The 26,185-nt window shown below is 33.0% G+C and carries 34 protein-coding genes and 4 pseudogenes; 19 read left to right on the plus strand and 19 right to left on the minus strand.

Features of this window, described 5'->3' with window-relative positions; genetic code table 11:
* Nucleotides 1-24: 24 nt before the first annotated feature.
* The 3 genes from AAHN00_RS04010 to acpS all read left to right on the plus strand — a co-directional run bounded on the left by AAHN00_RS04010 (nt 25) and on the right by acpS (nt 2,278).
* Complete coding sequence (locus AAHN00_RS04010) at nt 25-1,191, plus strand: glycosyltransferase family 4 protein (protein ID WP_342272204.1); 1,167 nt, start codon at nt 25-27, stop codon at nt 1,189-1,191.
* A gap of 314 nt (nt 1,192-1,505) precedes the next feature.
* Nucleotides 1,506-1,898 (plus strand): DNA-directed RNA polymerase subunit omega, encoded by a 393-nt coding sequence (gene rpoZ / locus AAHN00_RS04015; protein ID WP_342272205.1) that lies wholly within the window; start codon nt 1,506-1,508, stop codon nt 1,896-1,898.
* On the plus strand, nt 1,895-2,278 hold the full coding sequence (acpS, locus tag AAHN00_RS04020) for a holo-ACP synthase (protein ID WP_342272206.1): 384 nt from the start codon (nt 1,895-1,897) through the stop codon (nt 2,276-2,278). The genes rpoZ and acpS overlap by 4 nt, the downstream gene beginning before the upstream one ends.
* Here the strand turns inward: acpS and sucD are convergent.
* The 8 genes from sucD to AAHN00_RS04060 all read right to left on the minus strand — a co-directional run bounded on the left by sucD (nt 2,275) and on the right by AAHN00_RS04060 (nt 7,324).
* Nucleotides 2,275-3,153, minus strand: a complete 879-nt coding sequence (gene sucD, locus AAHN00_RS04025) for a succinate--CoA ligase subunit alpha (RefSeq protein WP_342272207.1) — start codon at nt 3,151-3,153, stop codon at nt 2,275-2,277. The two genes, acpS and sucD, sit on opposite strands and share 4 nt — an antisense overlap.
* Before the next feature lie 28 nt (nt 3,154-3,181).
* Nucleotides 3,182-4,342 (minus strand): ADP-forming succinate--CoA ligase subunit beta, encoded by a 1,161-nt coding sequence (gene sucC, locus AAHN00_RS04030; RefSeq protein WP_341751719.1) that lies wholly within the window; start codon nt 4,340-4,342, stop codon nt 3,182-3,184.
* A gap of 225 nt (nt 4,343-4,567) precedes the next feature.
* A complete protein-coding gene (locus AAHN00_RS04035; protein ID WP_342272208.1) occupies nt 4,568-4,789 on the minus strand; it encodes a hypothetical protein in 222 nt (73 codons plus the stop codon).
* 105 nt (nt 4,790-4,894) lie between these two features.
* Nucleotides 4,895-5,569: a DUF5394 family protein gene (locus AAHN00_RS04040; RefSeq protein ID WP_342272209.1), complete on the minus strand. Its 675-nt coding sequence runs from the start codon at nt 5,567-5,569 to the stop codon at nt 4,895-4,897.
* A gap of 56 nt (nt 5,570-5,625) precedes the next feature.
* The gene (locus tag AAHN00_RS04045; RefSeq protein ID WP_342272563.1) at nt 5,626-6,018 is read right to left on the minus strand and encodes a transposase; all 393 of its coding nucleotides are present in this window, start codon (nt 6,016-6,018) and stop codon (nt 5,626-5,628) included.
* Nucleotides 6,019-6,292: 274 nt separating this feature from the next.
* Nucleotides 6,293-6,538 carry a transposase gene (locus tag AAHN00_RS04050; protein WP_342271037.1) on the minus strand — a complete coding sequence of 82 codons (246 nt, stop codon included), beginning with the start codon at nt 6,536-6,538 and terminating at the stop codon, nt 6,293-6,295.
* Complete coding sequence (locus tag AAHN00_RS04055; RefSeq protein ID WP_342270962.1) at nt 6,532-6,981, minus strand: helix-turn-helix domain-containing protein; 450 nt, start codon at nt 6,979-6,981, stop codon at nt 6,532-6,534. Before AAHN00_RS04055 ends, AAHN00_RS04050 begins: the two co-directional genes overlap by 7 nt.
* A gap of 82 nt (nt 6,982-7,063) precedes the next feature.
* Nucleotides 7,064-7,324, minus strand: coding sequence for a hypothetical protein (locus AAHN00_RS04060; protein ID WP_342272210.1), 261 nt, complete (start codon nt 7,322-7,324; stop codon nt 7,064-7,066).
* A 106-nt stretch (nt 7,325-7,430) separates the two neighbouring features.
* Here AAHN00_RS04060 and AAHN00_RS04065 point away from each other — a divergent pair, with 106 nt between their 5' ends.
* Complete coding sequence (locus AAHN00_RS04065) at nt 7,431-7,643, plus strand: hypothetical protein (protein WP_342272211.1); 213 nt, start codon at nt 7,431-7,433, stop codon at nt 7,641-7,643.
* Between the two features lie 111 nt (nt 7,644-7,754).
* On the opposite strand, the gene AAHN00_RS04070 is transcribed toward AAHN00_RS04065, so the two are convergent.
* Complete coding sequence (locus AAHN00_RS04070; RefSeq protein WP_342272212.1) at nt 7,755-7,922, minus strand: hypothetical protein; 168 nt, start codon at nt 7,920-7,922, stop codon at nt 7,755-7,757.
* 36 nt (nt 7,923-7,958) lie between these two features.
* On the opposite strand from AAHN00_RS04070, the gene AAHN00_RS04075 reads away from it, so the two are divergent.
* Nucleotides 7,959-8,702, plus strand: coding sequence for an IS110 family transposase (locus AAHN00_RS04075; RefSeq protein ID WP_342271581.1), 744 nt, complete (start codon nt 7,959-7,961; stop codon nt 8,700-8,702).
* Nucleotides 8,703-8,848: 146 nt separating this feature from the next.
* Here the strand turns inward: AAHN00_RS04075 and AAHN00_RS04080 are convergent, their stop codons facing one another.
* On the minus strand, nt 8,849-9,082 hold the full coding sequence (locus AAHN00_RS04080; protein ID WP_342272213.1) for a hypothetical protein: 234 nt from the start codon (nt 9,080-9,082) through the stop codon (nt 8,849-8,851).
* A gap of 275 nt (nt 9,083-9,357) precedes the next feature.
* Complete coding sequence (locus AAHN00_RS04085) at nt 9,358-10,065, minus strand: IS6 family transposase (RefSeq protein ID WP_342270905.1); 708 nt, start codon at nt 10,063-10,065, stop codon at nt 9,358-9,360.
* Between AAHN00_RS04085 and AAHN00_RS04090 the strand changes: the two genes are divergently transcribed.
* The 4 genes and pseudogenes from AAHN00_RS04090 (at nt 10,028) to AAHN00_RS04105 (ending at nt 12,853) form a co-directional block, all read left to right on the plus strand.
* Complete coding sequence (locus AAHN00_RS04090) at nt 10,028-10,234, plus strand: integrase core domain-containing protein (RefSeq protein ID WP_342272214.1); 207 nt, start codon at nt 10,028-10,030, stop codon at nt 10,232-10,234. The genes AAHN00_RS04085 and AAHN00_RS04090 overlap by 38 nt on opposite strands.
* Before the next feature lie 63 nt (nt 10,235-10,297).
* Nucleotides 10,298-10,480: pseudogene (locus tag AAHN00_RS04095) on the plus strand (band-7 C-terminal domain-containing protein); the annotation flags it as partial.
* 161 nt (nt 10,481-10,641) lie between these two features.
* Entirely contained in the window at nt 10,642-11,244 is a 603-nt protein-coding gene (locus AAHN00_RS04100; RefSeq protein WP_341751728.1) for an ATP-dependent Clp protease proteolytic subunit, read from the plus strand.
* A 1,057-nt stretch (nt 11,245-12,301) separates the two neighbouring features.
* Complete coding sequence (locus AAHN00_RS04105; protein WP_342272215.1) at nt 12,302-12,853, plus strand: helix-turn-helix transcriptional regulator; 552 nt, start codon at nt 12,302-12,304, stop codon at nt 12,851-12,853.
* A gap of 27 nt (nt 12,854-12,880) precedes the next feature.
* Here the strand turns inward: AAHN00_RS04105 and phaZ are convergent, their stop codons facing one another.
* The gene (phaZ, locus tag AAHN00_RS04110) at nt 12,881-14,122 is read right to left on the minus strand and encodes a polyhydroxyalkanoate depolymerase (RefSeq protein ID WP_410521429.1); all 1,242 of its coding nucleotides are present in this window, start codon (nt 14,120-14,122) and stop codon (nt 12,881-12,883) included.
* A gap of 81 nt (nt 14,123-14,203) precedes the next feature.
* Between phaZ and AAHN00_RS04115 the strand changes: the two genes are divergently transcribed.
* Together AAHN00_RS04115 and der are read left to right on the plus strand one after the other, a co-directional pair.
* Nucleotides 14,204-14,356 (plus strand): hypothetical protein, encoded by a 153-nt coding sequence (locus tag AAHN00_RS04115; RefSeq protein ID WP_342272217.1) that lies wholly within the window; start codon nt 14,204-14,206, stop codon nt 14,354-14,356.
* A 200-nt stretch (nt 14,357-14,556) separates the two neighbouring features.
* Nucleotides 14,557-15,906 (plus strand): ribosome biogenesis GTPase Der, encoded by a 1,350-nt coding sequence (gene der, locus AAHN00_RS04120; protein ID WP_342272564.1) that lies wholly within the window; start codon nt 14,557-14,559, stop codon nt 15,904-15,906.
* Between the two features lie 21 nt (nt 15,907-15,927).
* Here der and AAHN00_RS04125 read toward each other — a convergent pair whose 3' ends face one another.
* Complete coding sequence (locus tag AAHN00_RS04125; protein WP_342260287.1) at nt 15,928-16,731, minus strand: RMD1 family protein; 804 nt, start codon at nt 16,729-16,731, stop codon at nt 15,928-15,930.
* Nucleotides 16,732-16,863: 132 nt separating this feature from the next.
* On the opposite strand from AAHN00_RS04125, the gene AAHN00_RS04130 reads away from it, so the two are divergent.
* Nucleotides 16,864-17,793, plus strand: a complete 930-nt coding sequence (locus AAHN00_RS04130) for a folate-binding protein (protein ID WP_342272218.1) — start codon at nt 16,864-16,866, stop codon at nt 17,791-17,793.
* Between the two features lie 76 nt (nt 17,794-17,869).
* Here AAHN00_RS04130 and AAHN00_RS14995 read toward each other — a convergent pair whose 3' ends face one another.
* On the minus strand, nt 17,870-18,610 hold the full coding sequence (locus tag AAHN00_RS14995; protein ID WP_410521430.1) for a PDDEXK nuclease domain-containing protein: 741 nt from the start codon (nt 18,608-18,610) through the stop codon (nt 17,870-17,872).
* A gap of 227 nt (nt 18,611-18,837) precedes the next feature.
* Here AAHN00_RS14995 and AAHN00_RS04140 point away from each other — a divergent pair, with 227 nt between their 5' ends.
* Genes AAHN00_RS04140 through AAHN00_RS04150 form a run of 3 tightly spaced genes read left to right on the plus strand, consistent with a single transcriptional unit; the run spans nt 18,838 to nt 21,112 of the window.
* Nucleotides 18,838-19,566: an IS982 family transposase gene (locus AAHN00_RS04140; protein WP_342272219.1), complete on the plus strand. Its 729-nt coding sequence runs from the start codon at nt 18,838-18,840 to the stop codon at nt 19,564-19,566.
* Between the two features lie 31 nt (nt 19,567-19,597).
* Complete coding sequence (locus AAHN00_RS04145; protein WP_342270914.1) at nt 19,598-20,860, plus strand: IS256 family transposase; 1,263 nt, start codon at nt 19,598-19,600, stop codon at nt 20,858-20,860.
* A 36-nt stretch (nt 20,861-20,896) separates the two neighbouring features.
* On the plus strand, nt 20,897-21,112 hold the full coding sequence (locus tag AAHN00_RS04150) for a transposase (RefSeq protein WP_342272565.1): 216 nt from the start codon (nt 20,897-20,899) through the stop codon (nt 21,110-21,112).
* 250 nt (nt 21,113-21,362) lie between these two features.
* On the opposite strand, the gene AAHN00_RS04155 is transcribed toward AAHN00_RS04150, so the two are convergent.
* Nucleotides 21,363-22,067 carry an IS982 family transposase gene (locus AAHN00_RS04155; protein WP_342272220.1) on the minus strand — a complete coding sequence of 235 codons (705 nt, stop codon included), beginning with the start codon at nt 22,065-22,067 and terminating at the stop codon, nt 21,363-21,365.
* A 22-nt stretch (nt 22,068-22,089) separates the two neighbouring features.
* Nucleotides 22,090-23,070: a transposase gene (locus AAHN00_RS04160; RefSeq protein WP_342271025.1), complete on the minus strand. Its 981-nt coding sequence runs from the start codon at nt 23,068-23,070 to the stop codon at nt 22,090-22,092.
* 240 nt (nt 23,071-23,310) lie between these two features.
* Here AAHN00_RS04160 and AAHN00_RS04165 point away from each other — a divergent pair, with 240 nt between their 5' ends.
* Nucleotides 23,311-23,499: a hypothetical protein gene (locus tag AAHN00_RS04165; protein ID WP_342272144.1), complete on the plus strand. Its 189-nt coding sequence runs from the start codon at nt 23,311-23,313 to the stop codon at nt 23,497-23,499.
* A gap of 128 nt (nt 23,500-23,627) precedes the next feature.
* On the opposite strand, the pseudogene AAHN00_RS04170 reads toward AAHN00_RS04165, so the two are convergent.
* A pseudogene (locus tag AAHN00_RS04170) lies at nt 23,628-23,822 on the minus strand (DUF1016 domain-containing protein); the annotation flags it as partial.
* A gap of 113 nt (nt 23,823-23,935) precedes the next feature.
* On the opposite strand from AAHN00_RS04170, the gene AAHN00_RS04175 reads away from it, so the two are divergent.
* Nucleotides 23,936-24,385, plus strand: coding sequence for a helix-turn-helix domain-containing protein (locus tag AAHN00_RS04175; protein ID WP_342270962.1), 450 nt, complete (start codon nt 23,936-23,938; stop codon nt 24,383-24,385).
* Nucleotides 24,379-24,939, plus strand: coding sequence for an IS630 family transposase (locus AAHN00_RS04180; RefSeq protein WP_342270961.1), 561 nt, complete (start codon nt 24,379-24,381; stop codon nt 24,937-24,939). Before AAHN00_RS04175 ends, AAHN00_RS04180 begins: the two co-directional genes overlap by 7 nt.
* On the opposite strand, the gene AAHN00_RS04185 is transcribed toward AAHN00_RS04180, so the two are convergent.
* Entirely contained in the window at nt 24,905-25,237 is a 333-nt protein-coding gene (locus AAHN00_RS04185; RefSeq protein ID WP_342272221.1) for a DUF1016 N-terminal domain-containing protein, read from the minus strand. The genes AAHN00_RS04180 and AAHN00_RS04185 overlap by 35 nt on opposite strands.
* A gap of 159 nt (nt 25,238-25,396) precedes the next feature.
* Here AAHN00_RS04185 and AAHN00_RS04190 point away from each other — a divergent pair.
* Nucleotides 25,397-25,612 (plus strand): annotated as a pseudogene (locus AAHN00_RS04190) (IS6 family transposase); the annotation flags it as partial.
* A gap of 60 nt (nt 25,613-25,672) precedes the next feature.
* On the opposite strand, the pseudogene AAHN00_RS04195 reads toward AAHN00_RS04190, so the two are convergent.
* Nucleotides 25,673-26,098: pseudogene (locus AAHN00_RS04195) on the minus strand (IS6 family transposase); the annotation flags it as partial.
* Nucleotides 26,099-26,185: the final 87 nt, after the last annotated feature.

Raw genomic sequence — 26,185 nt, forward strand, 5'->3', positions numbered from 1 at the left:
TTAAATTAATTATGTAAAAGATTAATGATTTCATCAGATTCACCCAAACGATATCATAAACCCACCATTTTGCAAGTAGTTCCAGCTTTATTCTCTGGTGGAGTAGAGCGAGGAACAATTGAAGTGGCTAAAATGTTAAAAAAAGTTGATTATAATGTTATTGTAGTCTCATCTGGTGGTTCATTGGTTGAAGAATTAGTGGCAGCAGGAGTGCCACATATTTCTATGAATAGTGCTACTAAAAATCCTTTGACAATATGGAAAAACGCAAGAATGCTGTCAGAAATAATTAAGGAATATAATGTAGATATAGTGCATGCAAGATCTAGAGCTCCAGCTTGGAGTTGTTATATGGCGGCAAAGGCTACGGGCGCTAAATTCTTAACAACATTCCACGGAATTTACAACATCTCAAATCCTTTCAAACATTTTTATAATAGCGTCATGGTCAAAGGCGAAAAGATCATAGCTGTGTCTAATTTTGTAAAACACCATATATTAATTAATTATCAAATCCTAGAAGATCAAATTGTTGTAATATATCGAGGGGTAGATTATAGTTATTTTGATCCAAAAAATGGAACCGAAGAAAAGTTACTAAAACATAAAAAGAAATACGGTATATCTAACAATACTCCTATAATATTGTTACCATCAAGAATGACCAGTTGGAAGGGGCATCTTACCCTTGTTGAAGCACTTGGCAAATTAAAACATCTAGATTTCTACTGTCTAATGGTTGGAGATTTATCCAAACATCCCAATTTTACCAATCGAGTAAAATCTCTTATAAACTTATTGAAGCTACAAAGTAAAATTCAAATTTTTGGTAATGAAGCTGATATGCTTAGCCTTTACGGTGTTTCAGATATAGTAATATCTACTTCAATTGAGCCAGAAGCATTTGGTCGCACTATAACTGAAGGACAATCAATGGAAAAGCTAGTAATTGCTACAAATATAGGTGGAGCTATTGAAACAATATTAGATAAAAAAACTGGATTTCATGTCAAACCAAACGATGCTGTTGATTTAGCAGAAAAAATCGAACATTGCTTATCTATACTCAAAACCAATGAAGGTAACAAAATACAACAAGCAGCAAGAAAAGCAGTCATCGATAATTTTTCCCTTGATTTAATGCTTAGTAAAACCTTATATCTATATAAAGAAATGCTCAAAAAAACATAATAGACTTACTGCATAAATCAAAGATAGTTGGTGATTTTGTCGTCGAAACTCGCCTCCACTCCTCACGTACGTCTGTGTACGTGAAGGTAGCCGGCTTCGTTTTTCCTAAAAACCCCTCAACTATCTTTGATTTATGCAGCAAGTCTAATATTTCCCCCTGTTCTTTTTAGTGTCTTTACATCTTTCCACCTGTATCTATGATTTTTAAACTACCCTAGAGAGGCAATGAAAATTCTATTCTTGAAATCTACTAATTATACTTTATACTGATCCGTTATTGTATATATATCTTATAAAATTAAAAAGAGAGTATTATGGCTAGGATAACGATTGAAGATTGTGTTGGAAAAATTCATGATAGGTTTAAGCTTGTAGCTTTAGCTGCTCAAAGAGCAAATGATATAAATGCTGGTAGTAAAATGACTATTAATAACGTGAAAGGCGATAAGGCAACTGTACTGGCATTACGTGAAATAGCTGCTGGCCATATAACGATTCCAGCCCTAAAGGCACAATTATTAAAACGTCTTCGAACAAAAAGCAGAATCGATCCTATTGATGAAGAAAATACTGATGCTTCCCTTGATACTGCTGTGGAAGAGTTTGATTATTTACCAAACGCCTCAGATCTTTGTGTTACTGAAGACTACTCTGATTTAGATGATCAAATATTTGATGATAATGCTAGTGATGATGAACAAAAATGATTATTGGTGTTGGTACAGATATAGTACAAATTCCAAGAATAGAAAGGATATTAAACCTATATGACCAGCGTTTTGTAAACATAATTCTTTCTAAAACGGAAATACAAAAGCTAACTTCTCTAAGCAAAGACCAATATGGTTGTTTTTTGGCAAAAAGGTTTGCTGCGAAAGAGGCAGTTAGCAAAGCCCTTGGTATCGGAATTGGGCGGGGTTTACGATTTAAAGACATCTCTATACTAAATGATGCCTTAGGGAAGCCCTTTGTCCAAATTTGTCATCCTGAAAATGCAAACAAATTTGGACAAATCAAAATTCACTTGTCCATTTCAGACGATTACCCAATTTCTGTAGCTTTTGCAGTTATTACCTCTAAGGTTTAGAGCTTCTTTAATAGTTCAAACATAGTTTTACCAATATCAGCTGGCGATCTAGTGATAGTAACACCTGCACTTTGCAATGCCTCCAACTTATCTTCAGCTGAACCCTGTCCATTAGAAATAATTGCACCAGCATGTCCCATTCTTTTACCTTCAGGGGCAGTAACACCAGCAATGAAAGTAACTATTGGTTTTTTAATCTTTGAGCTTTTTATTAATTCAGCAGCCTTTTCCTCAGCATCCCCTCCTATTTCACCAATCATAATAATCGATTCTGTTTCATCATCTTGTAAAAACATTTCAATACAATCAACAAAATCGGTGCCATTAACTGGATCTCCGCCAATACCAATACAGGTAGATTGACCAAGACCAACAGCTGTAGTCTGTGCTACTGCTTCATAAGTCAAAGTACCGGACCGGGATATAATTCCTACCCTACCTCTCTTATGAATATAACCAGGCATTATGCCGATTTTGCATTCATCAGGAGTAATAATGCCAGGACAATTTGGCCCAATTAATCTAGTTTTTGATCCGATTAATGCCCTTTTGACCTTTATCATATCAAGTATCGGTATTCCCTCTGTAATACACACTACCAAACTAATTCCTGCATCTATAGCTTCCAAAATTGAATCAGCAGCAAAAGGCGGTGGAACATAAATAACGCTGGCAGTAGCCTTAGTTTTTGCAACTGCCTCATGTACTGTATTATATACAGGTATATCTAGATGAGTATTTCCACCTTTTCCAGGAGTTACCCCTCCTACCATTTTAGTACCATAACTGATTGCCTGCTCAGAATGAAAAGTCCCTTGAGAGCCAGTAAAACCTTGGCAAATTACTTTTGTATTTTTATCAACTAATATTGACATATATGCATTTTCCGTATTTTTATATGAATTATTTTACTGCATCAACGATCTTAACAGCAGCATCACCTAAATCATTTGCAGCAATTATTTTTAAACCAGAATTTGCTAAAATATTTTTACCTAATTCAAAATTGGTTCCAGCTAAACGTACAACCAGTGGAACTGTAATGCCAATCTCTTTCACTGCAGCAATAATGCCTTCGGCTATTATATCACAACGCATTATACCACCAAAAATATTAACCAAAACCCCTTGTACATGTGAATCTGATAAAATTATTTTTAGTGCTTCCGTTACTTTCTCACGATCAGCCCCACCACCAACATCTAAAAAGTTTGCCGGTTCAGCACCATAAAGCTTGATAATATCCATTGTAGCCATAGCTAGCCCAGCCCCATTCACCATACAACCAATAGTACCATCCATCTTAACATAACTAAGACCAAGGCTAGCTGCTTTTATTTCAAGAGCATCTTCTTCATCATCATCCCGCATATTTAAAATATCAGGATGTTTAAATAATCCATTATCATCAAAGTTAATCTTGGCATCAAGTGCCAATAAACTACCATCAGCTTTTGTTATTAATGGATTAATTTCAATTTGGTTAGCATCAGTTGCTATAAAAGCTCGATAAGTTGATTCAACAATTTTCATCATTTGTTTTGCCTGCTCATTCTTAAAACCAAGCTTGTATGCCATTCTACGACAATGAAATGGCTGTATGCCTGTTGCAGGATCAACTGATACTTTAATAATTTTCTCTGGAGTATTATGAGCAACTTCTTCTATATCTACCCCACCTTCAGTAGAAGCTATAAAAGTTACCTTGCTATTACTACGATCAAAAACGACACTAAAATAATATTCTTTTAAAATATCACACCCAGATTCAACATAGAGATAGCGAACCTTTTGCCCAATAGCTGACGTCTGATGAGTTACTAAGTTAATGCCAAACATTGCGTGTGCTGCTTTCTTTGCCTCTTCTTTAGTTCTTACAACTTTTACACCCCCAGCTTTTCCCCTACCACCTGCGTGGATTTGGGCTTTAACCACATATATTTCTGCTTCTAAACCATCAATTAGCCTGTCGATATCTTCTTTTTGCAATATTACAACTCCTGTAGAAGTAGGTATACCATATTGCCTCAAAATCATCTTTGCTTGGTATTCATGAATATTCATTTTTATAATTCTTTAAATAATTTAATCCTAGGCTCTTATACTACAAATGTTGCCAATTTGTAAAGCTTCATTTACTACTTGTTAGACGTTAGTAGTCTTGAGGATATCTAAAATTCACCAATGTTATCCCTGCAAAAGCATAAACTAATAGATATATTCATCTTACTCTACTTTTTGCTTACGATTTTTGTCTCCTAGATATATATACTCCACTTAAGATTATTATTATTGCCCCAATAATCCCCTTGTAATTAATGCACAATATCGCTGTGATACTATTAATTGACCACGAGACCTAATAACTTTTGGTAAAAAAAAGATAGCACAAAGAAAGAATTGTAAAAATACAACTATAGAAATAGGTATACTACTATTAAGAGATTTTACTATACTAGCTTTCATTGCTCCAAGTCCAAATGAACTTAAGATATATAATGTTGCTTTCATAGTGGTTCTACTTCATCACTCCTATTTAATTGACAACTGGGGTTATACAAATAATCCTACTTCAATTGGAGCATAAAACAATCCATAATGGGTAACTCGCATTAATCAATAAATTGTCCTGCCACTACCTTTAAAATTCTGATGAGCCTTATCTAATTTTTTGATAAATTCTGGAGAATAAGATTTAAGATCATTTTTCGATCCACCCTCATATTTTTTTGCTAGATCTATCCCCCCTCTAATCATATTATAAGCAAAATTTTCTTCCTTTGTTTCTCCAGCTATTCTTTTAGGGTTCATGAACTTATAAACTTGGTATAAAGCAAAATTTTTCACTAAACGTTTTGCTTCCAATCTAGATTGATTACTTATGCCTTGTAGCTTATCTTTTGATTTTATCAAACCTCGGTTAGCTTCTTTTACCAATTGTGAATGTTGTTGCATTAAGTAACTACTTACTTCAGCAACATTCTTACTAACAAGCTTCTCATCAATTTTAACACCTAATTTTCCTAATTTCTTGTGTGGAATTTTACCTAAATATTTTTTTATTAATAGGATGATCTGTGTCTGTAATTTTGTTAGATCCATTGTTTGCTCGTTAAGACAAGCCAATATTTGTTCTATTTCCTGTTCGAAAGCATCGTTTTTACTTAACTCATTGAAAATTTCCATCGCCTCATCAGATCCAAGTTCATTATCAGTGATGCCTACTAATGCATCTTTAATTTGGTCTGCCAATTTTCTAGAGTCCCTTGGTTTTTTGTCATCTGTTTCCATTTATTAGTCCTCTGTTTACAAAGTCTATTCTTGAGTAGTAATACCAATTGCAATAATTAACACGGTGTATTTATCCAGTCTCTATACATAATTGATTTTACTAAATCTACATTATGAGCAAGTTGATTCCAAGCGTAACAAGCCATAGTGACGATATCTTCATATACACCATAACATTGGTTAGACAAGTAATGATTCTTGATCCATTCCCAAACTTGTTCCATTGCATTAAGTTCCGGTGCATAGGGCGGAAGCGGTATCACAGTGATATTGCTTGGCACAGTTAGTTTTTTGGCTGTGTGCCAACCTGCATTATCCGTTAGTAAAGCTATATGTCGGTTGCCTTGAATACTGCGAGAAAGGTCTTCTAAGAATTTATAGTCACCTTTTTGGTTAAAACCCCCAGCTTCAGCTGGGAAAGACTTCAGTCCTTGTTCTAATATTTCAATTCACTATAACTTGAATATATGATATTTTAATATACATAAGAGCAAGCTCTTCATGTATATTAAAATATCATATATGACAGATTATAACAAGACTAGCCACACTGTATTTTACCATCGCTTTCATGTTGTTTGGATCACTAAATATCGCTACAAAAGTATTGCAGGGTAACTTATAAGAATTAGGATCAGAGAGATAGCACAGGCATTAGTAATATCTCTTTAGAGTAATAGCGACTTCCAGTCTAGATATCAACCCACCAGCTTCAGCTGGTTGTTATTGAGTCATTGCCTGTGTGTTTGCATATGGTAAAATTAATGCAAAAGCTTCTCCTGTATCATGGCAAGCAGCTCCATAAATATATGTTGAAATGAATTGCTGTTGCCGAACTTTACGGGGTCTAGTGCCACGCTTAGCCCATATACGAGTTAAGCTACCTTGTTGCCCAACTCGAGTTTCATCCTGAGACCATATATCAACTTTACATCTATCGATATTTTTTGGTAATAATTCTGTTAACATATCTGGAAAGTTTTTTTATATGTATTTTGAGTCTCTTGATTTGACTTTGGATGCATTGAACGAGAAGTAATCCAGCTAAAACCAAGGCGGTGCATAGTATTGTAGACTGTTTTTAACGCACATTTAGCACCATATTCCTCAAGTAACATGATATGTAGTTCCTTTCCAGTTATATACCCACCAGTTTTACTTTCACTGAGCGTATTGATTTTATCAAAAAGAGCAGACTCTTGTATAGTGTTAATCTTCCTAGGGGCACCGCTTCTTTGTGATTCAAATAATCCTTCAAAACCATGATTCCTAAATCTTCTGAGCCATGATTGCACAGTTTTCCAGTGTGACTTCACTATTGCAGATATGGCTTTAAAAGATTTGCCTAATTGAAGGTGATACATCGCCAATAAACGTATACGATTTCGACCATGCGGCTCATGTTTCATCATTTTTATAAAATCATGACCTTCAAAACCTTGCGGTAATATTAACCTAGCTATTTGATTACCTTTTATCAGTTAAAAACCCATTTTATAACACTGCGTTAATTATTGCAATTGGTATAAAATGTCCTCTATAAGTTCGGTGCAACGTGACTCCCCGATGTTTTTCAATTATACTTCGGCACAGTAAGGCTGAGTCGATAGATTTTTGTTTTTTAGTAAATTTATGTTCTTTTTCAAGACATAACTCACTTATATTAATATTTTGCCAAACAACTCCATCAAAAATTTTTGCTTTAATATAACCACTTGACTTTAAGTTATCATAATCTCCTTTGTTAAGACTCAATGCATCATCATTTAGTTAACCACTCTGCACTGCAAGTGCAGAGCTTAATATTACGGCATGAATGCCTAATGTATGTACTAACTTAAAAGTTAGAAACTATTTGTGTATGGCTCATTTAGAAAGTGTCACAACACAAAAAAATATATCTGTGAAGTGTAAGATTTTGTTAAAAAATATCCTATCTTTTCTTGATAAGATATTTAAAATTTATGTTGAAACGACGCACTGCAAGTGCGGGGTTTTTCTCCCAAAGTGGGACAATAAAAGCTTAACATCCCCAACATTTGGGACTGGTATAGGATCAACATATTTAATATAGACTTTACCAGTTAATTCTATCTTGCTAGGTATCATAATTCTCTATCTATATTAAATTAAGCTTCTGTTATACTGCTCGTAAATGAAGAGTTGATAGACGATAGAATCAAAATCATAATCCTTTATTGTCCCACTTTGGGAGAAAAACCCCGCACTTGCAGTGCGTCGTTTCAACATAAATTTTAAATATCTTATCAAGAAAAGATAGGATATTTTTTAACAAAATCTTACACTTCACAGATATATTTTTTTGTGTTGTGACACTTTCTAAATGAGCCATACACAAATAGTTTCTAACTTTTAAGTTAGTACATACATGAGGCATTCATGCCGTAATATTAAGCTCTGCACTTGCAGTGCAGAGTGGTTAACTCATAGGGTAAGACAGAGATTGGTAAAAAATCGTACTGCACTTGCTAATGAGATTAGAGGGCTATTATATGAATTTGGTTTTACTATTCCGCAAGGAATCAATAAGATTATAACAAAATTAACTGAGATTTTAGACGAAGGGGATTTAAGTCAGCTAAGCTACCAAACATTTAGTGAGTTAAAAGAAGAATTTGTAGAAAATGATAAAAAAATAAAAGAGCTAGAACAACGATTAAAAATCATAGCTAGCCAGTATAGTAATCACCAACAACTAATGATGATACCAGGTATAGGTTTAATAACTGCCACAGCCTTAATAGCCTCAATAGGTAATGCTAGTTGTTTTGAAAATGGTAGGCAATTATCAGCATGGTTGGGATTAGTGCCAAGGCAACACTCTAGTGGTGGCAAAAATAAGTTGCTTGGTATTAGTAAAAGAGGTGATATCTATTTACGTACTTTGTTAATTCAAGGGGCAAGATCCATTCTGAATAGCAAGATAAGATTTACCACGGAAGAACAAAAATCTAAAAAAGATTATAGCAAGTTTACTGAGTGGATGTTTAATTTATCTGAGAGAAACGGTCATAATAAAACAGTTGTCGCGGTAGCTAATAAGCTAGCAAGGGTGGTATTTGCATTACTTAGTTCAGGTGATGATTATACCGAGAGTAAAGTTTGTAGTTAAAAAACTACTCCAAATAATTGATGAAATGACATTATAGGTAATAGAAGTTTAACAAATTCCAATCCGGAATATGCGAAGAATGATAATATTGATGGTAAATAAGACGAACCTTAGCTTACAAAAAAACTGATTTAGCTAAGGGCTATTTATAAGTCGATAAAATAATAAGTATAAGTTTGTAAGCCAGCGAATTCCATCAGGGCTATAGGATAAATTGCTTGATTTATTGTCCCACTTTGGGAGAAAAACCCCGCACTTGCAGTGCGTCGTTTCAACATAAATTTTAAATATCTTATCAAGAAAAGATAAGAATGAATCATACAGATATTTTTTAACAAAATCTTACACTTCACAGATATATTCTTTTTGTGTTGTGACACTTTCTAAATGAGCCATATACAAATAGTTTCTAACTTTTAAGTTAGTACATACATTAGGCATTCATGCCGTAATATTAAGCTCTGCACTTGCAGTGCAGAGTGGTTAACTGAGTCAATCATTTAATTTGTGTAAGTTCATTTTTTATTTTCCAATAAATCATATTTAAAATCTCCACAAAGTATTTCAAATTGATTTAAAGCTAAAGACCAATCTTGGTTTTGTCGCATCTATAAATCATACTACATCAAGATTGTTAAAACTAAGGTTTTGGACATTATGATGCCATTAACATAGCAAAATTCTCAAAAGTAGAAAGATTATCATTAGCTCCAATTATTTGTCTTTTTTGCATCATACGAATATTTTCTATACCGGTAATAGTCATTTCTGCAGAATGAAAACTCTTAAAACCAAGCATTGGCTTTGTACGTTTTTTGATAAACCTATGATCTTGTTCTACAAGATTATTCAGGTATTTGGTCTGAATAACCTTAATTTTATAATCTTTAGGAACTTCTGTATTCAAATCATTAAGAGCAGCCGTATTACTACCGCTTTTATCAATTACTACTTTCTCAGGAAAATTATTCTCTCTAAAGGCTTTACGAAAAAATGCAAGTGCTGCAGGCTTGTCTCTATGCTTACGTAGCAGAAAGTCTACAGTATTACCAAGACTATCTAGTGCTCTATATAAATAAACCCATTTACCGTTTAATTTAATATAAGTCTCATCCATTCTCCAACTACTACCAACTGGCTTCTTTCTTTTTCTAACCACCTGATCTATCAATGGTACAAATTTTATAACCCATCTTTGTAATGTAGAGTGATCAATTTTTGCTCCCCTTATACTCATCATTTCTTCCAAATCTCGATAACTTAAAGAAAATCGGCATTTCATATAGACAAATAACATTATTATTTCTGGTGAAGAACAAAATCCTTTGAAATATGATAATAATCTTGCAGTAATACGAAACATCTTAACATCTTTTTTAGATCATTATATCAATCTTTTTTCTATTGTCCAACATATGCGACAGAACCTTGATAAATACATGGATAAATATAACAATCAAAGATTCCATTCAAGTATTGGTTATAAAAAACCGATGAACGTGTATCTTGATTACTTACAAAATGCAGCTTAAAAATTATGTAAAATGGGAAACAAAATTAGTGAAAAATTTGTCTTGAAAAATCAGTCCAGTTTCTATATAAATGCTTTTGGTGAGTTAGCCAAAGATAGCAATACAGTAATTCTTCCGGCAAATCTTTCTGAACCAGGAAGTTTTATAACTCAAGCTTTAAGCATTTTTGATCAGCTAAAATCAGTGAGCAATAAGAAATTGTCTAAGGAATCTTCTATGACGAAACAAACGAGTGCTAGTGAGTAATTACTTATTTAACTTGAATTCGACATAAAAATAATTATTATTCTAAGCATTTTCGAATGTCAACCCTAACAGGGACTATATTGATAACAAGTTATATCGAACTCAGGTTACAATAATCAGGTTACAATAATCAGGTTACAATAAATTTAGGAGAAAATTTAATGACGTACGTGCCTATAGTAGTTGAACAAACCCCTAGAGGGGAAAGAGCCTATGATATATATTCTAGGTTGTTAAAAGAACGTATCGTTTTTGTTTGTGGTCAAATTGAAGATTATATGGCAAATGTAGTGGTTGCACAATTACTATTCTTAGAGGCAGAAAATCCAGAAAAAGATATTTTCATGTATATTAATTCTCCTGGTGGTGTTGTGACTTCTGGTTTGGCAATTTACGATACTATGCAATATATTAAGCCTAAGATTTCTACGCTTTGTATAGGACAGGCTTGCTCTGCAGGGTCTTTGTTGCTTACGGCTGGTGAGAAAGGTATGCGTTATTCCTTGCCACATAGTCGTATAATGATCCATCAACTGTCAGGTGGTTACCAAGGGCAAGCTACAGATATAGAAATTCATGCTAAAGAAACCATGAAATTAAAAAGAATGCTCAATAACTTGTATGTCAAACATACAGGGCAAGAACTAGATTCTATTGAAAAAAGTATGGAACGTGATAATTTCATGGATCCCGAAGTAGCTAAATCATTTGGACTAGTTGATGAAATTATCACCGATAGAGCAAAAATCTTAGTAAGAAAATAGTTTAAAAGGCTGTTAGATGTTATGGATTCCGCACCGAAATGTAGGGGCAGGGGGCAGGATTATTTTTGTTTCTTGGTTTATGACATAGTATTAGACCTAGCAAATACTTTAAACTCATCAAGTAGTATTTTAAGATGCAGATTTATATCTTCTAACTGAAAGGTAGCATACAATATGTGATGTTCTTTCTTAACTGTACTATTAGCTAGCTCTGTGGTCTTTTGATGTAGAGCTGCTATTTCATTTTGTGCTTTGATGTAGACGTTAGAGAAATCCTTGCAAATAAGCTCGATCTCGCTATAGGTTAATCTGATGTTATTAAGCCATTTGATCGAGAGGAGGATTAAGAGTATCTGTCCGATGATTATGCTGAATGCTAAAATAGCCAAGGTCAATATTTGGTAATTCATATGTTACTTCCTTTGTTGCCTAGGATTGTGCTTGTTCGCTATAGCCTTTCGCTAGATAAGGTTGGCTGATTGATTGCTGCTATAGGACTGTGAAAATAAAGGGGGTTGATTTGGCTAAGAAATTTGTATATAATCATAGTATACCTCAATAAAAGGGTTGTTATTTAAATAGTATTTGATGCTATTTGATTAATTCTACTAGTAAGTACTTTTGAGCCTGTGAAACTTTTCGGTACTTACCAGTTGACTGTAATATTCAATATAATACTTGAGCTTTATTTAAGGATAGAGCTGAAGTATTATATTGGCTTTTTTAGTTTGAGATTTATAGCTAACCCGATTAGCATTACTCCGTCATTGCGAGACCACGTAGTGGTCGTGGCAATCTAGAAAAATTAAATTGGATTGCTTCGTCGCTACTAAAGTAGCTTCTCGCAATGACGCCAATTTATATGGCTAAATACTAATCGGATAGCTAAACCAAAATGTGTATTTTGGTTTTAAAAAAATAGTCAGTAGTTACTGACCTCTTTTTTTTGGTCTCATCCTATTTTTGGGAGTTTATTATAGTTATTTGGGGTTGTCAAGAAAAATGTGTCAACAGTTGATATATTTTTTATTTTTACTTAATCCATGAATTCTTAGATATGACTCTTGTTAAAGAAATACAAAAATTTTTAGGATTAAAATTTGAAATACTCAAATTGAAAAGAAGAGATTTCTCTGAGGGTAGTGGGATTCCTTATAATAATATTACTAGTATTATGAATGGATTAAGGTCTAATCCCCAAATGCATACTATACTGAAAATAGCTAACTACTTTGACTGTTCTATAGATGAAGTTGTTGGCAGAAGTGAATATATTCCATTATTACAAGTAAAAGGAAGATTTAAGGATTTATCACTAGATGATATTAATAATAACTTAAAAAAATTCTTAAAAGATAAAGTTGTTAAGCAAGATATAAATTTTTATATTTTAGGAAAAGAAATTGGATTTAATTATTCAATTCATAATTTTATTAACGGAAGCCGAGAACAAAAAAATTTAAATAGTCAAATTATAGTAGCCCTAGCCGATTATTTCCAAGTATCCCTAGATGAAATGGTTGGTAGAATTTCTCCTACTAAAGATACTGACAATACTAAATTTTCTGAACAAAACTTTAATAGTGATCCTGATCTGAATAATTTATAGCTAACCTGTGATTTTTAAATTACCATGTCATTTTTGGCAACTATATATAAAATCCTTAATTATCGGTACGATAAACTGTTTGAATTTGCTACCACTAAATAAGCCGTAATGCCCAACTCCCTTTTGTAAATGATATTTTTTCATTGTCATAGGAATACCGGAACACAAATCTAATGCAGCTTTACTTTGTCCAACCCCAGCTATATCGTCATTCTCGCCTTCGATACCTAGTAAAGCACAATTTGTTATATTTTTTAAATGAACTTTACGATTTTTTGAGACAAATTCATCTTTGGCAAGAGCAAAATCTTTAAATACTTCTTGTATTGTTTGGAGATAGAATTCTGATGTTATATCCATAGTGGCTAAATATTCATCATAAAATTTTATGGTATGATTAGCTTTTTCAAGGTTGCCATCTAGCAAATTTTGTAGTAAATCCAAATGCGAATTAATATGCCGAGGAATATTTAAACTGATAAAACCCATAAGTTGTAAAAACCCTAGATAGACATTTCTTCCGTAACCAGGATAGTTAAAGGGGACGGATGTAATCATCATTTGGCAAAACCATTGCATGCTTTTATGGATTGCAAACAAGTCAACATCTGTAGGATTAAGCCTTGCATCAATAGGTCCACCTATCAGAATCATTGACCGCGGCACATTTACATCATTATTTGCAGACATTATACTAATGGCAGCTAGAAGGGGGACTGTTGGTTGGCATACTGCCATAGTGTGCAGATTTGGTCCTAGAAACGTCATAAACTCAATTAAGTAGTCTATAAAATCATCTAAGTTAAATTTACCAAGTTGATTAGGTATAGTGCTTGCATCAAGCCAATCTGTAATATATACATCTGCATAGGGGAGCATTTCAGTTACAGTGTCCCTAAGTAAGGTAGCATGGTGTCCTGACATTGGAGCAATTATTAATAACTTTGGCATTTCTTGCTTAATACCAATTTTGCTAAAATGCTTTAATTGACAAAATGTTTTAGTAGCAACTGTTTTTTCTTTAACAACATAAGACGTACCATCAATAATACATTCATTAATGTTAAATTCTGGCTTCTTGTATGTTCTAGTCATCCTTTCAGCAAGTGTCAAATATGCTAACATAACGTGAGTATAGCCGCTATCTTTTACAGGATTATTACTATTTTTAAACCACTGCTCTAAAATTTCTATATTTGCTCGCATTGGAATAAGCATAGTTTTAAAGCCTTCTAGTGCATAGTTAACCACTCTGCACTGCAAGTGCAGAGCTTAATATTACGGCATGAATGCCTCATGTATGTACTAACTTAAAAGTTAGAAACTATTTGTGTATGGCTCATTTAGAAAGTGTCACAACACAAAAAGAATATATCTGTGAAGTGTAAGATTTTGTTAAAAAATATCTTATCTTTTCTTGATAAGATATTTAAAATTTATGTTGAAACGACGCACTGCAAGTGCGGGGTTTTTCTCCCAAAGTGGGACAATAAAGATTATTAGAACTGCCATTATGCATAATATTTGTCCTTTAGAAGTCTGTTTATGCTTTAATTTTATATAATTAAGTGTTAATAATATACTCAAATACTGCAATATTCAAATGATTTACCCCAATTTGGGATAAGAATTGATAAATTCTTATCCTGAATTTGCGTATTTGAGTATTAGTGCTAATGAATTATTATGATAATATAAAGGTGATGCATAAAAAAATTGTGGCGATTATTGGTAGACCCAATGTAGGGAAGTCTACGCTCTTTAATCGTTTGGCTATCAGAAAAAAGGCTATCGTACATGATCTCCCGGGGGTAACACGTGATCGAAAATATGCTGATGCTCAAATTGGACCATTCGATTTTACGGTAATTGATACTCCTGGTTTAGAAGAAGTGGAAGGTGCGAAATTAGAATATAGAATGATGCAGCAGACTGTAGAAGCCATTCTAGAAGCAGATTTACTATGCCTTATGGTGGATGGCAAAAATGGTGTATTACCGGAAGATAAGTTTTTTGCTAATTTTATCAGAAAATATGATAAAAAATCTGTGTTGATTGTCAATAAATGTGAAGGACGGTTTGATTTTGCTAAAGAATACTACAAGCTTGGTTTTGATAATGTAGTGCCAATTTCTGCAGAACATGGTGTTGGTATGGCAGATTTACACGATGCAATAACTGAAAAATTAGGAGATGAGGAACTAGAGGAAGAATTAATCGACCCAATAAAGGCTAACTATATACAAATAGTGGTGAGTGGTAGACCAAATGCAGGAAAATCTACTTTTATTAATAGTATTATTAATAATGAAAGATTGTTAACAGGACCTGAAGCCGGTATAACAAGGGAATCTATAGAAATTGATTGGCTATATAATGATAATAAATTTAAATTAATTGATACGGCTGGTCTAAGAAAAAAGGGAGCTATTAACAAGTCCTTAGAAAAATTATCAGCTTCTGATACTATTAATAGTATTAAATTTGCTAATACTGTTATTCTGATGGTTGATGCACAAATGAATTTGGAGCAACAAGATCTAAATATTGCTAGTTATGTTATAGAGCAAGGCAGAAGCCTGCTTATAGTAGTTAATAAGTGGGATTTAATTGAAGGGAAAAATAGAGATAAATTTAAGGAAGAATTTTTTTATAAGATGGAAACCAATCTACCACAAGTTAAGGGAGTATCGATAATATTCATATCAGCCTTAAAAAAGCAGAATATTAATATGGTATTAGATGAGGCTATAAAAGTTTATACTTTATGGAATAAAAAAATTGCTACTAGTAAACTGAATAATTGGTTAGGTTTTGCACTCGAGCAACATCCGCTGCCCTTACAAAAAGGTGGTAGACGTGTTAGAATTAAATATATGACCCAAACAAAAACTCGCCCACCAACTTTTAAATTATTCTCTAATAATCCTGAGAAAATCACGGATAGTTATACTAGATACCTTGTAAACAACTTGCGGGAAGCTTTTAATTTACCCGGTGTGCCAATAAGATTTACTTATACTAAAACTGAGAATCCATATGTAAAGTCATAGGTCTAATGTAAGTAGAGTCAATTAAATTTTATTCAGAAGATAACCAATTATTTTGAAAAAGAGTTTATCATGAATAAGGGATAGTACTACTTCTATGGTAATTAATATTATAATGATCCATTCAAGTCTAGTTGAGTGTTTATAGTTTAAGTCATTTGACAAAATATTGTAGAGTTCATGGATCATGTTCAGGCGATGGTTAAGAATATTCTGACGAATTTGAATATCTTGAAACTCTGCAGTCATTAAGTATAAAGGTTCATAACTAGGACGACGCCAAAAAAATTCAGGAGTATCTAGTATATCGCTGTGTAAATTAATGGAATATCGTTCGTTAAATAATATGCCAATTTGTTGAGATATTTCCTTTTTTGAAAGTGATACACTGCCAGTGCTGGCTAGTTCTTGTTGAATTGGCGTTGTTTTTACAATTAAATTACTTACTGATTTTTCTAGTACACTAAGCTTAACTGACTGAGCTAAAGCATGCGATATAGATAATTTTATAAAAGTTGATTTATCTGCTAGAATGATTTGGTTTTTTTCTTCATCTATAAAGGTTTTACCTGTAGTTTTATCATAATCAAAATAGATAAAGTCAGACATTATCTCGTCAGTTTGATTAGCTTGCAGAGCTACTATATCGTCTAGAATCATTTTCTCTTGGCTTTCTTCAGCTCCCCATATAGTAACACAGCCAAATGGGAAAAAGAAAACATCTATAGGGTCTAAGTTTTTTACTTGTTCTTTTTGAATATATAGTACATCATCAAAGTGTTTAGGTTCAAGACCAATCTTATTGAGATTTATTACTAAGTCATTCATCTTATATTCAGAAGTCGTACAGTAGGAAGCACATCTCATATAATAAATAATTTATAGCAAACAACTATTGCATCAGTATAATATAGTATTATAAAACTTATAAAGTCAATTAAAATATCATAGTTGGTAATTATGCATGAAATATTAACAAATAGAGCAATTATTGAAGTTGTGGGTGATGATGCGATGAATTTTTTGCATAATTTGACAACTAATGATATAAAAAATAATAATTATTGTTATAGTTATGCTCTAAATAATCAAGGAAGGTATTTATTTGATTTCTTTGTATTAAAACTATCATCAACAAGGTTTTTTATTGATATAAATGTTAATCAGTCTGATTTATTTAAAAATCACTTAGTGCACTATAAATTACGTGCTAAAATTGAAGTGAATGACTTAACTAACATCTATCAGGTTATTTACTCAAAACAACAGCTGGAATTTAATGGATACAAAGACCCTCGTTATGATCAACTCGGTTTTCGTTCCATTGTTAGTAAAGATGTACCAATAACTACAGGAACAGCAGGGCTATACCTGCAAGATAAATATAATTTTGCCATAGTTGATGGGTATGAGGATCTAATTTTCAACAGATCCATTCCGGTCGAATATGGCTGTGAGGAATTAAACGCTGTAAGTTACACTAAGGGTTGCTATATTGGACAGGAAGTTATTTCAAGAACAAAATACCAAGGAGTAGTAAGGAAAAAAATATTTAAATTATACTCTCCTTCCCCTTCGAATTGGCTCCGTAAAACTGTGGGGGATTCGCGTGCTCACGTACTAGATGTACGCTCCGCTCACTCACCCTTTGTTTTACGTTCCAATTCCAAGGGGAAGGAGAGTATATCTGCTACTACAGACAGTTTAGATATATCAAAAGATGATGAAATTATGGCAAATAATACAAAGATTGGAGTGATATGTTCAAGCTATAAGAATAATGCCATAGCTTTAATTAGAGTAGACGACTATCATGTATCGCAAAACACAGTTATTACTGTAAAAAACCAAACTGTTTCTTTGTGTGTTCCACCTTGGCGTTACAGATAACTATTTTGTTATTGCGAGGAGTCACTTTTGACAGTTGTACTCCTCGAACCTAAACGGGTTAGCTATAACTTGGTCATTACTTGGTTACTTTTTTGATTATTATGGTAGAGTGTTGTCGTGTTTTGCCTAATTCAGGTAATTGTGGCTGTACTGGAGTTAAACCTAATTTCTCATAACCACCACATATTCTCACAATGTTCTCCAACTCTTCTAATGCTGTACTACTTGCATCTGCTGTTTTCTCTCGTTGATATTCTGTTGCATGGGTATCATAATGTTTTCCTACAAACTGACTTGCTAGATCAGGATATAGCTCAGCAAGTTTGTGCAATGATTTTCTTTCTTGGGCTAGTAAGTTAGGTAATGATTGTAATTTAGCAGTTGTCCGCTCAAGAGTCTCATAATCAAAATACTCAGACAATCCAACTTCCAGCTCTTCAATGGTTGCTAGGGCAGTTTTTATATTTTCTGGCAAGCTTTCAGTCAACTTATATTCAGCAAGACCAATTGGCTTAGTCATGTCCCGTAGTGCATATTCGGCTTTGATTTGTTCTCCTTTATCCTTACAAAGAATTAAGCCTATAGATGGATTATCAGTTGAATGTTTTAATTGTTCATCAACAGCTGATAAGTAAAAATTTAATTGTCCTACATCACGAGGAGAAAATTTACCTGCCTTGAGCTCAATAATTATAAAGGCTCTAAGATGCAAATGATAGAATAACAGATCAATATAATAATCTTCATAGTCACCTTTTTGGTTAAAACCCCCAGCTTCAGCTGGGAAAGACTTCAGTCCTTGTTCTAATATTTCAATTCACTATAACTTGAATATATGATATTTTAATATAACCTGAGTTTGACGTAAGCACCAAACAAAATGCTAAGCATTATGTAATAACATAAACAAACTGTTGGTGGTGAGCTATGGTAAAAATAAAACCTTCTTTTAAACTAGTGTGTTAGGAGAAAGAATATTTGAAAAGTAAGAAGGGAGGGATTATAAAGTTCTCGAATAATAACAACAAAATTGGAGAATATATTATGATCCCTCTTACGGAGATTTTCTGCTTAATTGATGATTTTTGCAAGCATTTTGATACGGAGCAAAATAAATATATATTACCAAATCCTAACCGTAAGCGTAAAGTAGTTTGCAGTATAGGACTCTCAGAGATTATTACTATTATAGTAATGTTTCACTTGAGTCACTACCGTACCTTTAAAGATTTTTATTTATGCTGCCTATGTCAAAGTTATAGAAAGGAATTTCCAAAACTTGTGAGCTATAGTCGTTTTATTCAGTTAATGCCAATGAGCTTCATGCCCATGGTGTTACTGCTAAAAAGCCTATCAGGAAAACAAACTGGTCAATATTATATCGACTCTACTAAACTTCCTGCTTGCCATAATTTAAGAATTAATAGACATAAAGTATTCAAAGACATAGCAAAAAGAGGTAAGACTTCCACTGGGTGGTTCTTTGGTTGTAAGCTACATATTGTCATTAACAGTTGCGGAGAGATTATGAGTTTTTCTTTAACTCCAGGAAATGTTGATGATAGAGCAGTGGTGGAAAATTTAGTAGATAAATTACAAGGCTGGCTTTTTGGTGATCGTGGGTATATCAGTAAAAAACTCACTCAATCCCTTGCTAATCAAGGTTTAGAACTAATAACAAAAATTAAAAGTAATATGAAAGAAAAAATAATAGATCGAGTCTGTCCTATAGTTTGTGTAAGTTGCAAAGAAAGCAGTAAGAGATTACTGTAAAAAAAGTAACTTAAGCAAGCAAGGAGGAATTATGGCTAAAAAATTAGATACAGATAAAGATACATTAGACATCAGTAATCAGCTAGTAGAAGAATTATTATCAAAAGCAGATCCATCGGAGTTATTTGGTCGAGATGGTTTATTTCAACAGCTAAAGAAGCAAATAGTTGAGAAAATATTAGCAAGTGAGTTGGATCATGAATTAGGATATTCAAAACATAGCAAGATGCCAAAAGTAGATAATAATCGTCGTAATGGTAGCTATGAGAAGACAGTAATTGATGGGGATGGTCGTAAGCTGACAGTAGAAGTACCAAGAGATCGGGAAGGAGAGTATAATCCTCAATTAATACCAAAAGGGCTGAGGAGATTTAATGGATTTGATGAGAAAGTGATATCCCTTTATGGTCGCGGTATGACAGTCAGCGAGATCCGAGGGCATTTAGAAGAAATATATCAAACTGATGTATCTGGTGACTTGATATCCACCATAACAGATGGGGTGATAGAAGAAGTAACTAGGTGGCAAAATCGTTGTTTAGATAGGGTGTATCCAATATTATACTTGGACTGTATCTATGTAAAATCTAGAGACAATCACATAGTAATAAATAAAGCAGTATATTTAGCACTTGCTGTAAATATAGAAGGGAAAAAGGAGTTACTTGGCATTTGGATAGGCAAAAATGAAGGTGCTAAATTTTGGATGCAAGTAGTTACTGAGTTAAAGAATCGAGGAATTGAACAAATTTATGTTGCTTGTGTGGATGGTTTAAAGGGCTTTCCAGAAGCTATAAGCAGTGTATTCCCGAGTACTATAGTACAATTATGTATTGTACATATGGTTCGCAATTCAGTAAAGTATGTGTCATATAAAGATTTAAAAGAGGTCACATCAGATCTAAAACAAATTTATACAGCTAATAATGACGAAATGGCACGTTTAAAACTTCAGCAATTTGGTGTAAAATGGGATAAAAAATATCCGGTAATTTCTGATATTTGGCAACGTAATTGGTCTGGGATAATACCGTTTTTTGCCTTTCCTGAAGAGATCAGAAAGGTAATTTATACTACTAACACTATAGAATCTGTAAATCGTCAAATTAGAAAAATTATCAAAAATAAGGGGGTGTTTCCAGATGATAAGTCAATTCAAAAAATAATATTTTTATCCCTACAAAATGCAGCCAAAAAATGGACCATGCCTATTAAAGATTGGTCTTTAGCTTTAAATCAATTTGAAATACTTTGTGGAGATTTTAAATATGATTTATTGGAAAATAAAAAATGAACTTACACAAATTAAATGATTGACTCAATAGATCCTATTAAAAAGCGGTTTTTAAATAAAAGGTATATTATTGAAACCATTAACGATCAACTAAAAAACCTTTGTCATATAGACCATACAAGGCACAGATCTGTTATGAATTTTCAAACTAACGTATTAGCTGGACTGCTTGCCTATGTTTTTAAGCCTAATAAAATTTCTGTAGCTTTTGGAAAATTAAACAATCTCAACCTTCCTCTTACATCAAACTGAGGTTAATATACATGAAGAGCTTGCTCTTATGTATATTAAAATATCATATATGACAGATTATAACAAGACTAGCCACACTGTATTTTACCATCGCTTTCATGTTGTTTGGATCACTAAATATCGCTACAAAAGTATTGCAAGGTAACTTATAAGAATTAGGATCAGAGAGATAGCACAGGCATTAGTAATATCTCTTTAGAGTAATAGCGACTTCCAGTCTAGATATCAACCCACCAGCTTCAGCTGGTTGTTATTGAGTTTTCTTTAATGAGTAAGCAACAAGAGTAGATAATATATGGACAAAGGCATTTATTGGTGATATATGTCTAGTATGTTCAAGGTTCATTTTATTTTTTAGATAATCAAAAACTGTTTCAATTAAGTTACGCTTTCGAAGTAAGATTTTTTCTTTCAAATCCATTAATTTATTTTCCATATTCTTCTTAATTCCATGAATCATTTTTAAGCCTCTTTCATATAAATTTAAGAACAAATTTTGCTTAATATAACCTTTATCAGCTGCTATAATTCCAGTTAATCTTTTTGTTAACTCCGCTACTGGAACCCTATCATCTACATTGCCTTTGGTCACTTTTAATGGCATAAACTCCCCTTTATTATTGATTATTACATGTAATTTAAAACCATAAAAATACCCCATAGAGGATTTACTATGTTTGGCTAATCCTTTAAAAACTTTATTGCTATAACGCCTTTTATTGTGACAAGCTTTAATCGTTGTGGAGTCAATAAAATAAATACCTGTTTCCTCACCAAACAACAAATGAATCAACATATTTAGCGGTATGAATAATCGTGCCATTAATTCAACAAATCTATTATAACTCAAGGCTTTGGGAAAATCATCCTTATGCATGCACTCTATGTAACTTTTATAGAAAAATTTAAAATTCTTAGCATAGGATGTATGAAACATAATTATTATTGTTAACATTTCACTTACAGGAGTTTCGCAGTTAGCAAAATTGCGAATCAGCTAAAAGGCATCTAATGTTGTTCTGAATTGATGTTTTTATAACTTCCCAAGTTTGTTGATATAAAGTAATTTTTTCATTTATCCTCCTTTTGTTCATATCGAGCCAAGCAAATACAGCAAGGCAAATATGATTTCTCTGAGCTCGACCCGTGCGTGCCTGACAGCGTTCAATACCACAAGTTTGTTTTAATTCTCGATGATAAACTTCTATAGACCACCGTGCCTTAACAATTTTTTCTATTTGTTCACGTGTTGGATTTTCTAAGTTAGTTGTTATGTAATCAATGCGACCATTTTTTGCCACAAACTTAAATACCGTAACCCAACCGTATCCACGTAGGTGAATTTTTAGTCCCTCATCAGGAATCTCTAAACTTTCTAAGCTAACATTATGATTAACTTTTCTATTTTTTCTTAGGTTACTAACCCATGTCCAACCTAAATTACGTATATGTTTCAAATTCTCCAAACCGCTATACCACGCATCCATTACTACTGCATCAGGATTGATCCCTCTTTCCTTAGCTAAAGTAAGCATATCACAAAAATGCTCATTCTTTGTTTTTCCATCAGTTTCTTTATCATATATTCTATAATCTACAGGGGTAGATTGATCAGTTTTAGCATTGTAATGCAGTAAGTTGACCATCCCTATACCAGGTATAACATCATGTACAGCTCCAGAATATTGATAATGTACAAGCTCAATTTTCTTACTGTATTGCTTTGACAATAACGTGTCATCTCCCACTAATAAACAAGAAGCTTCCCTATCAATATATTTTGACACTTCTCTGTAGATCCCGCTAGGGCGGAAATCCTTACTATTTAACCATCGACTTGCACTATCATGAGATAGGTTTATTGGACTTACTTCAGATAATGCTTTACCACTATATCTTACGCTACTTGCTTGTAAAAATGATTTATATAAGTCTTTGCTACATTTTGATCTTGCCATGCTTAACTAAAACTCTTTCTTGCTAGATTAACATATTTTTTGCTAAGTGCGAAACTCCTGACTTAGACTCATGCTACAACAGCGATTTCTTTGCTTATTTGATGGTAATAACTTTCTCTGTTCATACTCCAAGTTAACCACTCTGCACTGCAAGTGCAGAGCTTAATATTACGGCATGAATGCCTCATGTATGTACTAACTTAAAAGTTAGAAACTATTTGTGTATGGCTCATTTAGAAAGTGTCACAACACAAAAAGAATATATCTGTGAAGTGTAAGATTTTGTTAAAAAATATCTGTATGATTCATTCTTATCTTTTCTTGATAAGATATTTAAAATTTATGTTGAAACGACGCACTGCAAGTGCGGGGTTTTTCTCCCAAAGTGGGACAATAAATTTTACAAAAATCATCTATAAAACTATATAATTCTGTGATATCTTTTCTCATGCCTGTAGTTTGTTTTTTTGTTTAAAAATATAAATACTGCAGGCACTCCTTTTTGACAATCCTTTTATCTATTACTATTTCATCTATATCTTATCCCGAACTGACGTAACTTCTCTTTCATGTGCTTCATTGCCTATGCTAAGGAAGTCAAAAATATATGGATCTTTTAGAGTATGATGGGCTAAATCTGACTGCGGAGATGGTAATTTATTTTTAAAATTTGTTATAGCTTGACTCTGACGTTTATGTAGAGCTAATTCAATTTGCATAACCATTACATTTCTTGACCAACCATATGTAATACCAATTGCAATAATTAACGCAGTGTTATAAAATGGGTTTTTAACTGATAAAAGGTAATCAAATAGCTAGGTTAATATTACCGCAAGGTTTTGAAGGTCATGATTTTATAAAAATGATGAAACATGAGCCGCATGGTCGAAATCGTATACGTTTATTGGCGATGTATCACCTTCAATTAGGCAAATCTTTTAAAGCCATATCTGCAATAGTGAAGTCACACTGGAAAACTGTGCAATCATGGCTCAGAAGATTTAGGAATCATGGTTTTGAAGGATTATTTGAATCACAAAGAAGCGGTGCCCCTAGGAAGATTAACACTATACAAGAGTCTGCTCTTTTTGATAAAATCAATACGCTCAGTGAAAGTAAAACTGGTGGGTATATAACTGGAAAGGAGTTACATATCATGTTACTTGAGGAATATGGTGCTAAATGTGCGTTAAAAACAGTCTACAATACTATGCACCGCCTTGGTTTTAGCTGGATTACTTCTCGTTCAATGCATCCAAAGTCAAATCAAGAGACTCAAAATACATATAAAAAAACTTTCCAGATATGTTAACAGAATTATTACCAAAAAATATCGATAGATGTAAAGTTGATATATGGTCTCAGGATGAAACTCGAGTTGGGCAACAAGGTAGCTTAACTCGTATATGGGCTAAGCGTGGCACTAGACCCCGTAAAGTTCGGCAACAGCAATTCATTTCAACATATATTTATGGAGCTGCTTGCCATGATACAGGAGAAGCTTTTGCATTAATTTTACCATATGCAAACACACAGGCAATGAATAAATTCTTAGAAGACCTTTCTCGCAGTATTCAAGGCAACCGACATATAGCTTTACTAACGGATAATGCAGGTTGGCACACAGCCAAAAAACTAACTGTGCCAAGCAATATCACTTTGATACCGCTTCCGCCCTATGCACCGGAACTTAATGCAATGGAACAAGTTTGGGAATGGATCAAGAATCATTACTTGTCTAACCAATGTTATGGTGTATATGAAGATATCGTCACTATGGCTTGTTACGCTTGGAATCAACTTGCTCATAATGTAGATTTAGTAAAATCAATTATGTATAGAGACTGGATAAATACACCGTGTTAATTATTGCAATTGGTATAATAGAGTGCTTAATATAAAAAAGACGAATCTCTTTATCTATTATCTTATCTAGTAAAGTAATATTATGATACCATGTTAATTGTGCAAGTACCTCTTGCACAAATGTAGGTTCAGGATATTCTTTAGCAAATTGTCGCATATATTTAAGGTTTCTAGTGCTAAATCCTTTCATTTCAGGAAAAGCAGATATTAAATCACGACTAAGTTTGTCAATTATTTTAGTTCCCCAGGCATGTTGCTCTTGACGAGTCAAAATCGGTTCTGTCGCATCTATTGCCAAGTATGATGATATGTGGTATATGGAGCTAAAAAATAGCATTATGGTATTCCAAATATCGCCAAAACTTTTGAAGTATTTTAAAGGATTTTGCTCTGGTTCTGTCGCATATGTTGGACAATAGAAAAAAGATTGATATAATGATCTAAAAAAGATGTTAAGATGTTTCGTATTACTGCAAGATTATTATCATATTTCAAAGGATTTTGTTCTTCACCAGAAATAATAATGTTATTTGTCTATATGAAATGCCGATTTTCTTTAAGTTATCGAGATTTGGAAGAAATGATGAGTATAAGGGGAGCAAAAATTGATCACTCTACATTACAAAGATGGGTTATAAAATTTGTACCATTGATAGATCAGGTGGTTAGAAAGGGTTTTGTCGCATCTATAAATCATACTACATCAAGATTGTTAAAACTAAGGTTTTGGACATTATGATGCCATTAACATAGCAAAATTCTCAAAAGTAGAAAGATTATCATTAGCTCCAATTATTTGTCTTTTTTGCATCATACGAATATTTTCTATACCGGTAATAGTCATTTCTGCAGAATGAAAACTCTTAAAACCAAGCATTGGCTTTGTACGTTTTTTGATAAACCTATGATCTTGTTCTACAAGATTATTCAGGTATTTGGTCTGAATAACCTTAATTTTATAATCTTTAGGAACTTCTGTATTCAAATCATTAAGAGCAGCCGTATTACTACCGCTTTTATCAATTACTACTTTCTCAGGAAAATTATTCTCTCTAAAGGCTTTACGAAAAAATGCAAGTGCTGCAGGCTTGTCTCTATGCTTACGTAGCAGAAAGTCTACAGTATTACCAAGACTATCTAGTGCTCTATATAAGTTAACCACTCTGCACTGCAAGTGCAGAGCTTAATATTACGGCATGAATGCCTCATGTATGTACTAACTTAAAAGTTAGAAACTATTTGTGTA

The organism is Candidatus Tisiphia endosymbiont of Parasteatoda lunata, assembly GCF_964030955.1.
Taxonomy (GTDB): domain Bacteria; phylum Pseudomonadota; class Alphaproteobacteria; order Rickettsiales; family Rickettsiaceae; genus Tisiphia.

Bases quoted from the DNA above. Each gene is read 5' to 3' on its own strand.
- rpoZ (WP_342272205.1), top strand. From the start codon at position 1,506: ATGGCTAGGATAACGATTGAAGATTGTGTTGGAAAAATTCATGATAGG.
- AAHN00_RS04075 (WP_342271581.1), top strand. From the start codon at position 7,959: ATGAGGCATTCATGCCGTAATATTAAGCTCTGCACTTGCAGTGCAGAG.
- acpS (WP_342272206.1), top strand. From the start codon at position 1,895: ATGATTATTGGTGTTGGTACAGATATAGTACAAATTCCAAGAATAGAA.
- der (WP_342272564.1), top strand. From the start codon at position 14,557: ATGCATAAAAAAATTGTGGCGATTATTGGTAGACCCAATGTAGGGAAG.
- AAHN00_RS04040 (WP_342272209.1), bottom strand. From the start codon at position 5,569: ATGGAAACAGATGACAAAAAACCAAGGGACTCTAGAAAATTGGCAGAC.
- AAHN00_RS04160 (WP_342271025.1), bottom strand. From the start codon at position 23,070: ATGGCAAGATCAAAATGTAGCAAAGACTTATATAAATCATTTTTACAA.
- AAHN00_RS04035 (WP_342272208.1), bottom strand. From the start codon at position 4,789: ATGAAAGCAACATTATATATCTTAAGTTCATTTGGACTTGGAGCAATG.
- AAHN00_RS04065 (WP_342272211.1), top strand. From the start codon at position 7,431: ATGGCTCATTTAGAAAGTGTCACAACACAAAAAAATATATCTGTGAAG.
- sucD (WP_342272207.1), bottom strand. From the start codon at position 3,153: ATGTCAATATTAGTTGATAAAAATACAAAAGTAATTTGCCAAGGTTTT.
- AAHN00_RS04085 (WP_342270905.1), bottom strand. From the start codon at position 10,065: ATGTTTCGTATTACTGCAAGATTATTATCATATTTCAAAGGATTTTGT.
- AAHN00_RS04180 (WP_342270961.1), top strand. From the start codon at position 24,379: ATGTTAACAGAATTATTACCAAAAAATATCGATAGATGTAAAGTTGAT.
- AAHN00_RS04070 (WP_342272212.1), bottom strand. From the start codon at position 7,922: ATGGCTCATTTAGAAAGTGTCACAACACAAAAAAATATATCTGTGAAG.
- AAHN00_RS04105 (WP_342272215.1), top strand. From the start codon at position 12,302: ATGACTCTTGTTAAAGAAATACAAAAATTTTTAGGATTAAAATTTGAA.
- AAHN00_RS04100 (WP_341751728.1), top strand. From the start codon at position 10,642: ATGACGTACGTGCCTATAGTAGTTGAACAAACCCCTAGAGGGGAAAGA.
- AAHN00_RS04130 (WP_342272218.1), top strand. From the start codon at position 16,864: ATGCATGAAATATTAACAAATAGAGCAATTATTGAAGTTGTGGGTGAT.
- AAHN00_RS04050 (WP_342271037.1), bottom strand. From the start codon at position 6,538: ATGTTAACAGAATTATTACCAAAAAATATCGATAGATGTAAAGTTGAT.
- AAHN00_RS04175 (WP_342270962.1), top strand. From the start codon at position 23,936: ATGATGAAACATGAGCCGCATGGTCGAAATCGTATACGTTTATTGGCG.
- AAHN00_RS04155 (WP_342272220.1), bottom strand. From the start codon at position 22,067: ATGTTAACAATAATAATTATGTTTCATACATCCTATGCTAAGAATTTT.
- AAHN00_RS04010 (WP_342272204.1), top strand. From the start codon at position 25: ATGATTTCATCAGATTCACCCAAACGATATCATAAACCCACCATTTTG.
- AAHN00_RS04145 (WP_342270914.1), top strand. From the start codon at position 19,598: ATGGCTAAAAAATTAGATACAGATAAAGATACATTAGACATCAGTAAT.
- AAHN00_RS04125 (WP_342260287.1), bottom strand. From the start codon at position 16,731: ATGAATGACTTAGTAATAAATCTCAATAAGATTGGTCTTGAACCTAAA.
- AAHN00_RS04140 (WP_342272219.1), top strand. From the start codon at position 18,838: ATGATCCCTCTTACGGAGATTTTCTGCTTAATTGATGATTTTTGCAAG.
- AAHN00_RS04055 (WP_342270962.1), bottom strand. From the start codon at position 6,981: ATGATGAAACATGAGCCGCATGGTCGAAATCGTATACGTTTATTGGCG.
- sucC (WP_341751719.1), bottom strand. From the start codon at position 4,342: ATGAATATTCATGAATACCAAGCAAAGATGATTTTGAGGCAATATGGT.